This window comes from Pelomonas caseinilytica, from assembly GCF_021353235.1.
GTDB classification, from domain to species: Bacteria; Pseudomonadota; Gammaproteobacteria; order Burkholderiales; family Burkholderiaceae_C; genus Pelomonas; species Pelomonas caseinilytica.
Genome location: NZ_JAJTWT010000005.1, coordinates 271,507 through 284,013, shown reverse-complemented (window position 1 = coordinate 284,013; position 12,507 = coordinate 271,507). Strand labels below are relative to the sequence as shown.

Genomic DNA, 12,507 nt, shown 5'->3' with positions numbered 1-12,507 from the left:
CAAAAGGCGTGGGTGGTTTGAAGGGCGGCGCGACAGCGACCGACACTTGGAGATCTGCAGCTTTGGAAAGTGGTGCTTGATCGGGCGCGCGGCATCCTCATCGCTGATGGCCACCGCCGTCGCCCCTGGAAATGCTGCTCGGGCTCGAGAAGATCGAATCCCGCATAGCCGCTCTCGTCGATCCGCAAGCCCTCCATTCAGCTTTTCCCCGGCACGATGTTGACGCCTATGCGATCGGCAAGGTCGAGCACCGCATCGTGAGCGTCACCATCGTCGAGCAGGCTGCGGGAGTTGCCGTCCGGTCGAACGGCTCCATCGGAGATGCGGTCGCCGAAAAGAACGAAGGCGCGCGCCGAGTCGTCCTGCCTTGAGACCCAGGACAGCCCTTGGGCCCGCGGGCATTGGCGATGGATCGCCTCCGCCCATTTGCGGGTGACCGGGTATTGGTCCTTCTCGGTATCGATGAGCTGCTTGCGGGTCACGCCCAGCTTGCGCAACGGCACGCTCGCCAGATCGACGAGTTGAAGCTCCTGCTCTACCCGGAGGGTGGAATGCACCTGTTCAACCAGTTTGCCTTTGTCGACACTCTTGAACCCGGCAGTATGCGGAACGTCGTGGAAGACCGTCTCCATCAGGGCGCACTCCATTGTCGTGCCGCCGTACAGCGTGGGAATCGGCTTTCCATGTGCATCCTGGATCGGGCTGAAACGTGCATTGCCGCGTACGCCAGCGTTGAACTGGTCAGCCTGATACTTGCTCTGATGCACACGATGTAGCACCTCTCCCTTTGCGAGCAAAGTGAACGAGGCATGGAGCTTGTCTGGAGGGGCTGGTGTGCTGGAAAACGTCTCGCCGGCAGGGGGCGACGCGTCGGTGCCGCTCGCCGGCTTGGCGCTTCCCTTAGCCATGGGCGATCTCCTGAATCTCGTCCATCGCCGCTTCGATCACCCGCTCGGGCGCCGATGCCAGCAGATCCTGTGGCCGCTTACCTCCCAGGAAGCTGTTATCTGAGCGGAACCAGTAGGCCATTCCCCAAGCATCCTTGCGCACACCAAAGATTTCGATGACCTTGGCGAGCGCCTTCACCGGCCGGAAGCTGGCGTCGCGGTCCAGCCCATAGCCCGGGAAGTAATCGACGCCCCCATGGTTGATGGCGAAGATCAGCCCCTGCTTTTTCCATTTGTTGGGCTGTGCGCTGGGGTTGCGGGTGCTCAGACCTGCCAATTTCGCGATGTCGGCCGCGGTCAACCAGTCCCCGCTTTCCAGTACGGCTTTGCGCGCCCGCACGAGCATGGCCGCTTCCTTGAGCAGACGGGGAGACGGCACAGTCCGCGGCACCAAGACCTCGGCCAAACGCTCCAGCGACTCTCTGTCTTGTCGTTCCAGCAACACCTCGAACATGGACGATGCCACGTTGGTGAAGTTCTCCGCCAGGGCCTGGAAGACTTTTGGTTTGACGTGGTCAAACGCGACCACGAGCACGCGGTCAGCGTGCGACGTTTCAAGACGGGCCTGTACCTCTTTCGGGGTGCCCACCAAAGTCGAGACCCTCAGATGGTCAGCAACGATACCCACGGATGCTCTCCTTCGAGAGTTATAAAGGTTATATCACGATACCATATCGTAGATAACCTTGAAAGTGCAGTCGCCGCCTTCTTTCCGGTTCTTGTCATCGGCCCGCAGCTTCGCTCCACGCTTCCTCCCCACTCGGTCGCCCTCATGCAGTTGCGCTTCGCTTCGTTCGTCGTGACCAACCTACTGCGGGACTTGACCCGCAAGAGTGCACCCATGCTGGGCGCACAAAGCAAAAGGCCCTCCGGGTCAGGGAGGGCCTTGGCGTTGCAGGCGTCTGCTCGAGTGGCGCGCCAGCAGGGATTCTTAGTTGGGTAGAACCGCCAGAGTGAGGCCAGGGCCCCTGGGCCGCGACTGGACGGCGGCGTGGCGCCCTGGGCGCCGGCACTGGAGCGGGCGATGGGAATCGAACCCACGTCTTGAGCTTGGGAAGCTCAGGTCCTGCCATTGAACGACGCCCGCGAATGGCGCGGATTATGACGTGGTTCCGCCGCGCAACACCGCGTGTAGGACAAGGCCGCATCCCGCATCGGCGCGCCGCGGAGCGTGCCATGGCGGGCCTAGCATGCCGCCCCATCCACAACAGCCTCCCCAAGCAGGAGCAGACCATGAAGAACAAAGCCCAGCGCGTGCTCGCCTCCGTCCTCGTCGCCTCCCTCGTCTTCAGCGGCATGGCGCAGGCCGCGCCGACGGCGCTGATCAGCACCGAGCAGGCCGCCGCAGCCTTGCAGGCCGCGTCGCGCAGCGAAGCCCATGCCCGCCTGCAGGCCGCCCTGGACCGTGCCGACCTCGCCGCCATGCTGCAGGCGCGGGGCGTGTCCGTCGACGAGATGCGTGCCCGCGTCGACGCGCTCACCGACGCCGAAGCCCAGCAGATGCTGCAGCAGATCGACAGCGCCCCGGCCGGCAGCAGCGACGTCCTCGGCGTGCTGTTCACCGTGTTCATCATCCTGCTGGTCACCGACATCCTCGGGCTGACCAAGGTCTTCCCCTTCACCCGCTCGGTGCGTTGATCGCCCGGGCGCTGGCGGCCCTGGCCGCCCTGCTGCTGGGCGGATGCGCCGCCGTCTTCACGCCGCCCCAGACGGCCGAGCTGTTGGCCCGGCCGCCGCAGGACTTGCCGCCGCGCGTCGAGCGCGACGAGGTGCCCTTCTTCCCGCAGACGCGCGACCATTGCGGCCCGGCGGCGCTGGCGACGGCCCTGGCCGACGCCGGCCTGCCGGCCGACCCCGACCGCCTCGCCGACGCCGTCTTCCTGCCCTCGCGCGGCGGCAGCCTGCAGCTGGAGATGCTCGGCGGCGCCCGCCGCCAGGGCGCCGTCGCGACGCGCCTGCCCGGCGAACTGGAGGCGCTGCTGCGGGAAGTGGCGGCAGGCCACGCCGTCGTGGTGCTGCAGAACCTCGGCCTCGATTGGCTGCCGCGCTGGCATTACGCCGTCGTCGTCGGCTACGACCTCGCCGAACGCGAGCTGATCCTGCGCAGCGGCGGTACCCGGCGCGAGGCCCTGCCCCTGCGCACTTTCGACTACACCTGGACGCGGGCCGGACGCTGGGCCGTCACCGTGCTGCCGCCCGACCGCCTGGCCGCCACAGCCACCGAGGCGCAGGCGCAGGATGCCGCCGTGGGTTTCGAACGCGCCGCTCAGCCGGCGCAGGCGGCCGTCGCCTACCGCACCCTGCTGACGCGCTGGCCGGGCAACCTGCTCGCCGGCATCGGCCTGGGCAACAGCCTCAACGCCGCCGGAGACGCCCTAGGCGCCGCGGCGGCCTTCGACGCCGTGGCCAGGCGCCACGACAGCGCGGTCGCCTGGATCAACCTGGCGCGGCTGCGCATGGCGGCCGGCGACGTGCCCGGCGCCCGGTCCGCGGCCGAGCAGGCGGTGCGTCGCGCCCAAGCCGCGGAGCCATCCTGGCGGGACGCGGCAACTGCCACGCTCGACGCGACCCGCCAGCCCTGAGGGGCGTCTCCCGGCCGCTACAGTCGCGCGCATGACCGCCGCCGCTGCCTCGCGCCCGCCCGCCACCCTGGCCATCGCCTGGCGCCAGCTGTTGCGGGACTGGCGGGCCGGCGAACTGCGCTTGCTGATGCTGGCCGTGGCGCTGGCGGTGGCGGCGCTATGCGCGGTGGCCTTCCTGTCCGACCGCCTCGACCAGGGCCTGCGCCGCGACGCGGCCAAGCTGCTCGGCGGCGATGCCGTCGTCGCCAGCGACCAGCCGACACCCCCGCCGCTCACCGAGCTGGCCAACGAGTTCAAGCTGACCGGCGTGCGCACCGCCACCTTCCCGAGCATGGCGCGCGCCGACGACGCCCAGGGCGGCGGGAGCCGGCTGGTGGCGGTCAAGGCCGTGGGCAGCGGCTACCCGCTGCGTGGGCGCATCTCGCTGCGCGAGGCCCTGCCGGGCCGCTCGGGTGCGCCGGCGCCGGGCGAGGTCTGGGCCGACCCGGCCGTGGCCGATGCCCTGGGTCTCAAGCTCGGCGACGTCCTGCTCCTGGGCGATGCCCGCCTCAGGCTCGCCGCCCTGATCGAGACCGAACCCGACCGTGGCGCCGGCTTCATGAACTTCGCCCCCCGCGTCATGCTGGCCGAGGCCGACCTGCCCGCCACCCACCTCGTGCAGCCGGCCAGCCGCATCACCTACCGCCTGGCCCTGGTGCCCGGCCCCGGCGCGGCCCCGGACGCGGTGCGGCGCTTCGTGGCCGGCGCCGAAGCCCTCGTCGAGAAGGACAAGCTGCGCGGCGTGCGGCTGGAGTCGCTGGAATCGGGCCGCCCGGAAATGCGCCAGACCCTGGACCGTGCCGCGCGCTTCCTGCGCCTGGTGGCGATGCTGTCGGCCCTGCTCGCCGCCGTGGCCGTGGGCCTGGCGGCGCGAGACTTCGCCGCCCGCCACCTCGACGCCTGCGCCATGCTCCGGGTGCTGGGGCAGCCGCAGCGCCGCATCGCCTGGGCCTACGGCCTGGAGTTCCTGCTCGCCGGCCTCGTCGCCAGCGCGGGCGGCGTGCTGGCGGGGCTGGCGCTGCACCAGGTCTTCGTGTCGCTGCTGGCCGGGCTCATCGACGTGAGCCTGCCGCCGCCCAGCATCTGGCCGGCCCTGCTGGGGCTGGGGCTGGGGCTGTCGCTGCTGATGGGCTTCGGCCTGCCGCCGGTGCTGCAGCTGGCCGCCGTGCCGCCGCTGCGCGTGATGCGCCGCGACCTGGGCGCCCCCAAAGCGGGCTCCCTGCTGGTGCTCGGGGCCGGCGTGGCCGGGCTGGCGGCCATCCTCGTGGTGCTGGCCGGCGACCTCAAGCTCGGCGGCATCGCCGCCGCCGGCTTCGCGGGCGCGGTGCTGCTCTTCGCGCTGCTGGCCTGGGGCGCGGTGGCCCTGCTGCGCCGCCTCGTGCCGGTGAACGTCAGTGGCGCCGCCCTGCCCCGCTGGCTGCTGCTGGCCACCCGCCAGGTCGCGGCCCGGCCGGGCTTCGCCGTCATGCAGGTGGCGTCTTTGGCAGTGGGCCTGCTGGCCCTGGCCCTGCTCGTGCTGCTGCGCACGGACCTGATCGACAGCTGGCGCCGCGCCACGCCCGCCTCGGCGCCTGACCGCTTCGTCATCAACATCCAGCCCGACCAGGCCGACGCCTTCCGCAAGACCCTGGCCGACGCCGGCGTGACGCGCTACGACTGGTATCCCATGATCCGCGGGCGGCTCACCGCCATCAATGGCGACGCGGTGCAAGGCCGGCGCTTTGCCGACGAGCGCGCCCAGCGCCTGGCCGAGCGCGAGTTCAACCTCAGCCATGCCGGCGACCGGCCGGAGCACAACCAGATCGTCGGCGGGCGCTGGGGCAGCGCGGCGGCGGGCGAGACGGGCCTGAGCGTGGAGGAGGGCCTGGCGCAGACGCTGGGCCTCAAGCTCGGCGACACCCTGGCCTTCGACATCGCCGGCCAGCCGGTGCAGGGCCGCATCACCAGCCTGCGCAAGGTGGACTGGTCGTCCATGCGGGTCAATTTCTTCGTGCTCTTCGAGAAGGCCGACCTGCCGGACCTGCCCTCGACCCAGATCGCCGCCTACCGCAACCCGGCCGCCGGCCAGCTGGACCGCGAGCTGGCACGGCAGTTCCCCAACCTCACCGTCATCGACGTGTCGGCCCAGCTCAACCAGGTGCAGGGCGTGCTCGACCAGGTCATCCAGGCGGTGCAGTTCCTTTTCGGCTTCACGCTGGCGACGGGCCTGGTGGTGCTGCTCGCGGCGGTGGGCAGCACCCGCGAGGCCCGCACACGGGAATTCGCGCTGATGCGGGCCCTGGGCGCGCCGTCCGCGCTGCTGGCCAGGGTGCAGCGGGCCGAGCTGCTGGGTGTGGGCGCGCTGGCTGGTTTCCTGGCCGGCGGCGTGGCGCTGGTGCTGGCCGCGCTGCTGGCCCGCTACGTCTTCGAGTTCGAGTGGCAGGTCAAGCCCTGGGCGCCGCTGGTCGGCTCGGCCTGCGGCGCCCTGCTGGCCTGGGGCGCCGGCTGGTGGAGCCTGCGCGGGGTGCTGCAACGCCCCGTCGTGCAGACGCTGCGCGAGGCCCAGGCCGAATGAGGGCCCCCACGCCCCGCGAGGCGGGCCGCTATCTGCTGCTGACGGCGGGCATCACCCTCGTCTACTACCTGCTTGGCCGCCTGGGCCTGCTGATGGTGCTGCCGCCCTACCAGGTGGCGCCCATCTACCCGGCCGCGGGCTGGGGCCTGGCCGTGCTGCTGGTGCTGGGGCTGCGCTACCTGCCGGCGGTGGCCCTCGGGTCCTTCGTCGTGCAGGCCACGATGCTGGGCGAACTCAGCAGCCATCCGGTGGCGCTGGCCCTGGGCATCGGCCTGGGCGCCGCGGCGCAGGCGGCGGCTGGCACCCTGCTGATGCGGCGCTGGTGCGGCCGGCCGCTGGTGCTGGCCTCGCCGCGCGAAGTGGCGGGTTATCTGGCCGCGGCGGCGATCGCCGGTTGCGTCAGCCCCAGTTGCGCGACGCTGGTGCTCATGGCCGCCGGCGTCATCGCCAAGGCACAGATGGGCCTGGTTTGGACGGTCTGGTGGACGGGCGACCTGATGGGCGTGCTGATCGCCACGCCCATCACCCTGGCCCTGATCGGCCAGCCGCGCGCGGCCTGGGCCACGCGGCGCTTCAGCGTGGGGCTGCCCATGCTGCTGACGACCCTGCTCGTCGGGCTGGGCGTGGCGGCCACCATGGAGTGGGACCGCCAGCGCAACCGCGCCGATTTCACCCGCGACGCCGCCAGTGCCGCCCAGGACCTCGTCGGCCGGTTGCGCGAGCCGCTGCTGGCGCTGGAAGGCGTGCACGGCCTGCTGCAGGTCAAGCCGCGGCCGACGCGCGAGGAGTTCGCCCGCGCCACCCGCGGCCTGCTGGCCGAGGACAGCCCCTTGATCGCGCTGGGGCTGACGCTGCGCGTCGCCCGCGCCGACATCGGGCACTTCAATGCCGCTGCCGCGGCGGACGGCTTTCCCGGCGGCTACCAGGTGCGCGAACGCTCGCGGGCCGGCGACCTGGCCCCTCCGCCCGACGAAGACGTCATGGCCATCCGCCTCATCGAGCCGCTGTCGCGCAATGCGGCGGCGCTCGGCGTGAACGTGCGCACCATCCCCGGCGCGCGCGCGGCCATCGGCCGGGCCGCCGCCCTCGGGCGCGCCGTGGCGTCGGCGGGCTTCGAGCTGTCTCAGGACAAGCAGGGCGCCGTGGGCGTGGTCGTCTACCAGCCGCTTTACCGGCCATCGGCTGGTTCCAGCGATCAGGACCTCGACGGCGTCGTCTTCGCGACCTTGCGCCCTGACCTGCTCATGTCGCGCCTGGCCCAGCACTGGCCCGAGCACCTGGGAGCCTGCCTGGTCGACCTGGAGCCGGGCGCCAGCTTCGTCCGGCTGGCCGGCCGGCCGGGCTGCGAGGCCGTGCAGCGCGGCCAGGACGCGACGCTGCCCCTCGTGAAGATGCCGGTGGAGTTCGGCGGCCGGCACTGGGAAGTCCGCATCTACGACCTGCCCGGTCTCGCGCAGGCGCCCGGACGCAGCTGGGCCTTCGCCCTCGTGGGCCTGCTGTCCACGGCCATGGTGGGGGCCCTGCTGCTGCTGATGTCGGGCCGCACCCAGCATGTGGAGGCCCTCGTGAAGGAGCGCACCGCGGCGCTGGAGCGCGAGATCGCCAGCCGCGCCGAGGGCGAGCAGGCGCTGCGCCAGAGCGAGCAGCGCTTTCGAAGCATCTTCGAGACGGCGCCCATCGGCATCGCCTTCACCGACCTCAACGGCGGCTTCCAGGAGGTCAATGCGCATTTCTGCAGCCTGGTCGGCTACCCGCCGGAGGCCCTGGTGGGCCGCCGCGCCATCGATGTGACCCACGAGGACGACCGGCGCGAGGACATCCGCCTGGCGCGCCGGCTGATGCGCGGCGAGATCCCGTTCTACCGCCGGCTCAAGCGCTACGTGCGGCCGGGTGGCGCCATCGTGCATGCACGGGTGCTGGTGAGCCTGCTGCGCGGCGCGGACGGGCGCCCGCACCGCCTGGTGGGGGTGGTCGAGGACATCACCGACCAACTGCGCATCGAGGAGCTGGACCGGGCGCGCGAGGCGGCCGTCGCGGCCAACCAGGCCAAGAACGAATTCCTGTCGCGCATGAGCCATGAGCTGCGCACGCCCATGAACGCCATCCTCGGCTTCACCCAGCTGATGCAGATGGACGCGGTGGAGCCGCTGTCCAGCGCCCAGCGCGGCCGGGCGCAGCAGATCGCCCAGGCCGGCTGGCATTTGCTGGAGATGATCAACGACACGCTGGATCTGTCCCGCATCGAGTCGGGCTCACTGCGGTTGGAGCCGGTGGCCCTGGAGCTGCCGCCTCTGCTTGCCCGGGCGCTGGCCCTGGTGCAGCACAGCGCCGCCGAGCGCGGCCTGGTCATCAGCCAGCGGCTCGACCCGGCCGCGCTGCGCGTGGTGGGCGACCCGACGCGGGTCACGCAGATCTTCACCAACCTGCTCAGCAATGCCGTCAAGTACAACCGCCCCGGCGGCAGCGTGAGCATCGAGGCCCGCTCGCCGGAGCCGGGCTGGGTGGAAGTCGCCGTACAGGACACCGGCCTGGGCCTGACGGAGGAACAGCGGGCCGCCCTCTTCCAACCCTTCAACCGCCTGGGCCGCGAGCACACCGGCCTTCCGGGCACCGGCATCGGCCTCGTCATCAGCCAGCGCCTGGCCGAGATGATGGGCGGCAGCCTGCGCGCCGAGGCCTCGTCCGGCCCCGGCGCCCGCTTCGTGCTGCGGCTGCCCGCAGCAGGCGGCGCGGTCACGCCCGTGGCGGAGCCGGCGCCGCAGGAGCCGGCAGCCCTGCGGCCGACGGCGCACCGGCGGCTCCTCTACGTGGAGGACAACCCGTTGAATGTCGAGGTCATGCGGGGCATCCTGGACCAGCGTCCGGGGCTGGAGCTGGAGGTCGCGACGACGGCCGCGGCCGGGCTGCAGGCCCTGCGCCGGCAGCCGCCGGCCCTGCTGCTGCTGGATTGGCAGTTGCCCGATGGCGATGGCCTGACGCTGCTGGCTCGTCTGCGCGAGATGGGCGGCACGCCGCCGCCGGTCATCGTCGTCTCGGCCAATGCCCAGCCCGAGCAGATGGCCCTGGCCCAGACCGCCGGCGCCCAGCATTACCTCACCAAGCCGCTGGACGTGCGCGAACTGCTGTCCCTGATCGACGAATTGTTGGCAGTGCCCGCCGGGCCGGAGCGGGCAAAATAAAAGTTTCGCCCCCCGCTGCTTCACTGCGCCCGATGAGCTCCACCGACCTCGTTCCCAGCACCGGCGCCCAGGCCGTCCAGACCCTGGCGCGCACCGATGGCCGACAGTTCCTGACCTTCCGCATCGGCGAGGAGGAATACGGCCTCGACATCCTGCGCGTGCAGGAAATCCGCTCCTACGAAGCGCCGACGCGCGTTGCCAACGCGCCGGCCTTCGTCAAGGGCGTCGTCAACCTGCGCGGCGTCATCGTGCCCATCCTGGACCTGCGCGTGCGCCTGGGCCAGCCGGGCGAGTACAACGCCTTCACCGTGGTCATCGTGCTGAACGTGGCCGGCCGGGTCGTGGGCATCGTTGTCGACTCGGTCTCCGACGTGCTGGAGCTGAGCGCCGAGGAGATCAAGGCCCGCCCCGAAGTGCCGGCGGCCATGGACGCCCGCTTCATCACCGGCCTGGGCAAGATCGGCGAGCGCATGCTCATCCTGCTGGACATCGAGGCGATGATCCAGAGCCCGGATTTCGGCTTGGTGGACTGAAAGAAGTTGGTGGAAGCTCACCGTTTCACCAGCGTCAATACTGCGTTTCTCGTATAGGGTCTCGATTCTTAGCACTCGGCAAAGCGGAGTGCTAATATTCCATCACCGCCCCAGCTTCACGGGGTGGTTCTGGAAGGATTCAAGACGATGTCCGCCTCTTCTGCCATTGCCGTGCGCGACCCCTGGGCCCTGGTGCCCTCGCTGGGCAATCTGGACGCCTACATCTCCGCCGTCAACCGCCTGCCGCTGCTGACGGCGGAGGAGGAAAGCTCCGCCGCCCGCAGCCTGCGCGACCAGGGTGACCTCGAAGCCGCCGGGCGGCTGGTGCTGTCGCACCTGCGCCTGGTGGTGGCCATCTCCCGCCAGTACCTCGGCTACGGCCTGCCCCAGGGCGACCTGATCCAGGAAGGCAACGTCGGCCTGATGAAGGCCGTCAAGCGCTTCGACCCCGATCAGGGCGTGCGCCTGGTGAGCTATGCGATGCACTGGATCAAGGCCGAGATCCACGAGTACATCCTGAAGAATTGGCGCATGGTCAAGGTCGCGACGACCAAGGCCCAGCGCAAGCTCTTCTTCAACCTGCGCTCGATGAAGCACCAGCTCAAGGCCGAGCAGGCCGATGGCGAGACGCACCGCAACACGCTCACCGAAGCCGAGGTGGCCCAGGTGGCGCGCGAGCTGAACGTCAAGCGCGAGGAAGTGCTGGAGATGGAGACCCGCCTGTCGGGCGGCGACGTGGCTCTCGAGCCGCAGACCGACGACGAAGGCGAGACCTTCGCCCCCATCGCCTATCTGGCCGACGAGACGCAGGAGCCCACCCGCGTCATCGAGGCCCGCTCGCGTGACGAACTCGCCGGCAACGGCATCACTCGCGCGCTGGACGTGCTGGACCCCCGCAGCCGCCGCATCGTCGAGGAGCGCTGGCTGAAGGTGAACGACGACGCCTCGGGCGGCATGACGCTGCACGAACTGGCCGCCGAGTACGGCGTGTCGGCCGAGCGCATCCGCCAGATCGAGGTCGCCGCGATGAAGAAGATGAAGAAGGCGCTGACCGAAGCCGCCTGAGCGCCGGCCTCCCCCGCAAAGCAAAGCCCCGGCATGCCGGGGCTTTGTTCATGGTGCGTCGGGTTGCCGGTTGGCGTCCGGCCAGCCGTGGGTTTACTTCTTGGCCTCGGCGAGCAGCAGCTTGATGTCGTGCGCCAGGGGCTCGGCGCCGGCGCCGTAGCGGGCATAGACCCGCACGCGGCCTTCGGTGTCGAAGATGAAGCTGGCCGCCGTGTGGTCCATGGTGTAGGTCTCGGGCGTCTTGCCGGGCACCTTGGCATAGAAGACCTTGAACTCCTTGGCCGCCGCCTGCGTCTGCTCCTCGCTGCCGCGCAGGCCGATGAAGCTCGGATCGAAGCTGGCGAGGTAGTTCTTCAGCAGGTCGGCCGTGTCGCGGGCCGGGTCGATGGTGACGAAGATGCCCTGCACCTTGTCGCCGTCAGCGCCCAGGGAGCGCTTCACCTCGGCGACCTCGGCCATCGTGGTGGGGCAGACGTCGGGGCATTGCGTGTAGCCGAAGAAGACCACCAGCACCTTGCCCTTGAAGTCGGCGAGGGACCGGGCGCGGCCATTCTGGTCGGTCAGGCTGAGCTGGCGCGCATATTCGGCGCCGGTCAGGTCGATGCCCTTGAACGCCGGCTGGTCGGGCGCCGCCTTCTGGCAGCCGGCAAAACCCAGGGCGACGAATGCGGCCAGTGCGGCCAGGCCGAGGCGACGTGTGGTCATGAGATGTAGTGGTCGATCAACAAGGCCGCGAACAGCAGCGACAGGTGCCAGATGGAGAACCAGAAGGTCCTGCGGGCCAGCGCCTCGGAATAGGCTCGCCACAGCCGCAAGGCGTGGCCGCAGAAGCCCAGCCCCAGCGCGACGGCTGCCACCAGGTAGAACCAGCCGCTCATGCCGGTGAGGAAGGGTAGCAGCGTGGCGGCGAACAGCACCCAGGTGTAGAGCAGGATCTGCAGCCGCGTGTAGTCGTTGCCATGGGTGACGGGCAGCATGGGCAGGCCGGCACGCGCATAGTCCTCGGCGCGGTACAGGGCCAGGGCCCAGAAATGCGGTGGCGTCCAGAGGAAGATGATCAGGCACAGCAGCCAGGCCTCGAAGCCGACCTCGCCTCGCATGGCGGCCCAGCCCAGCACCGGCGGCATGGCGCCCGAGGCGCCGCCGATGACGATATTTTGCGGCGTCATGGGCTTGAGGATGACGGTGTAGACGACCGCATACCCGACGAAGGTGGCGAAGGTCAGCCACATCGTCAGCAGGTTCACCCAGATCGCCAGCATGACCATGCCGGCCGCGCACAGCAGCGCCGAGAAGGCCAGGGTCTGCGCACGGCTGAGTTCGCCCTTGGCGGTGGCGCGCCAGGCGGTGCGCTTCATGCGGGCATCGATGCCGTCCTCGATCAGGCAGTTGAAGGCCGCGGCCGCGCCCGCGACGAGCCAGATGCCGGCGACGGCAGCGGCCATGGTCATGGCCTGCGACAGGTCCGGCAGCCCCGGCACGGCCAGGGCCATGCCGATGGCGGCGCAGAAGACGATGAGTTGGACGACCCGCGGCTTGGTCAGCTGGTAGAACTGCTGCCAGCGCGGGCTGTGCACGAGGGCACTGGCGGTGGACGTGGAAGCCATG

Annotated in this window: 10 protein-coding genes and 1 tRNA gene; 6 read left to right on the top strand and 5 right to left on the bottom strand. The window is 70.4% G+C overall.

Annotation, left to right across the window (positions count from 1 at the left end; all coding sequences use genetic code 11):
• Window positions 1-197 precede the first annotated feature (197 nt).
• The 3 genes from LXT12_RS14130 to LXT12_RS14120 all read right to left on the bottom strand — a co-directional run bounded on the left by LXT12_RS14130 (window position 198) and on the right by LXT12_RS14120 (window position 2,034).
• Complete coding sequence (locus tag LXT12_RS14130) at window positions 198-908, bottom strand: RES family NAD+ phosphorylase (protein WP_233392825.1); 711 nt, start codon at window positions 906-908, stop codon at window positions 198-200.
• The gene (locus LXT12_RS14125) at window positions 901-1,575 is read right to left on the bottom strand and encodes a hypothetical protein (RefSeq protein ID WP_233392824.1); all 675 of its coding nucleotides are present in this window, start codon (window positions 1,573-1,575) and stop codon (window positions 901-903) included. The genes LXT12_RS14130 and LXT12_RS14125 overlap by 8 nt, the downstream gene beginning before the upstream one ends.
• 385 nt (window positions 1,576-1,960) lie before the next feature.
• Window positions 1,961-2,034, bottom strand: a tRNA-Gly gene (locus LXT12_RS14120).
• Between the two features lie 146 nt (window positions 2,035-2,180).
• On the opposite strand from LXT12_RS14120, the gene LXT12_RS14115 reads away from it, so the two are divergent.
• From LXT12_RS14115 to rpoH, 6 genes are all read left to right on the top strand, one after another.
• Window positions 2,181-2,585, top strand: a complete 405-nt coding sequence (locus LXT12_RS14115; protein WP_233392823.1) for a PA2779 family protein — start codon at window positions 2,181-2,183, stop codon at window positions 2,583-2,585.
• Window positions 2,582-3,529 (top strand): PA2778 family cysteine peptidase, encoded by a 948-nt coding sequence (locus LXT12_RS14110; protein ID WP_233392822.1) that lies wholly within the window; start codon window positions 2,582-2,584, stop codon window positions 3,527-3,529. Before LXT12_RS14115 ends, LXT12_RS14110 begins: the two co-directional genes overlap by 4 nt.
• A 31-nt stretch (window positions 3,530-3,560) precedes the next feature.
• Window positions 3,561-6,122, top strand: a complete 2,562-nt coding sequence (locus LXT12_RS14105) for an ABC transporter permease (protein WP_233392821.1) — start codon at window positions 3,561-3,563, stop codon at window positions 6,120-6,122.
• Window positions 6,119-9,301: a CHASE domain-containing protein gene (locus tag LXT12_RS14100; protein ID WP_233392820.1), complete on the top strand. Its 3,183-nt coding sequence runs from the start codon at window positions 6,119-6,121 to the stop codon at window positions 9,299-9,301. The genes LXT12_RS14105 and LXT12_RS14100 overlap by 4 nt, the downstream gene beginning before the upstream one ends.
• 32 nt (window positions 9,302-9,333) lie before the next feature.
• Window positions 9,334-9,834, top strand: coding sequence for a chemotaxis protein CheW (locus LXT12_RS14095; protein ID WP_233392819.1), 501 nt, complete (start codon window positions 9,334-9,336; stop codon window positions 9,832-9,834).
• Between the two features lie 147 nt (window positions 9,835-9,981).
• Window positions 9,982-10,899, top strand: a complete 918-nt coding sequence (gene rpoH / locus LXT12_RS14090; protein ID WP_233392818.1) for an RNA polymerase sigma factor RpoH — start codon at window positions 9,982-9,984, stop codon at window positions 10,897-10,899.
• A gap of 93 nt (window positions 10,900-10,992) precedes the next feature.
• On the opposite strand, the gene LXT12_RS14085 is transcribed toward rpoH, so the two are convergent.
• Together LXT12_RS14085 and cyoE are read right to left on the bottom strand one after the other, a co-directional pair.
• Window positions 10,993-11,604: an SCO family protein gene (locus tag LXT12_RS14085; protein WP_233392817.1), complete on the bottom strand. Its 612-nt coding sequence runs from the start codon at window positions 11,602-11,604 to the stop codon at window positions 10,993-10,995.
• Window positions 11,601-12,506, bottom strand: a complete 906-nt coding sequence (gene cyoE, locus LXT12_RS14080; protein WP_233392816.1) for a heme o synthase — start codon at window positions 12,504-12,506, stop codon at window positions 11,601-11,603. Before cyoE ends, LXT12_RS14085 begins: the two co-directional genes overlap by 4 nt.
• Window position 12,507 lies beyond the last annotated feature (1 nt).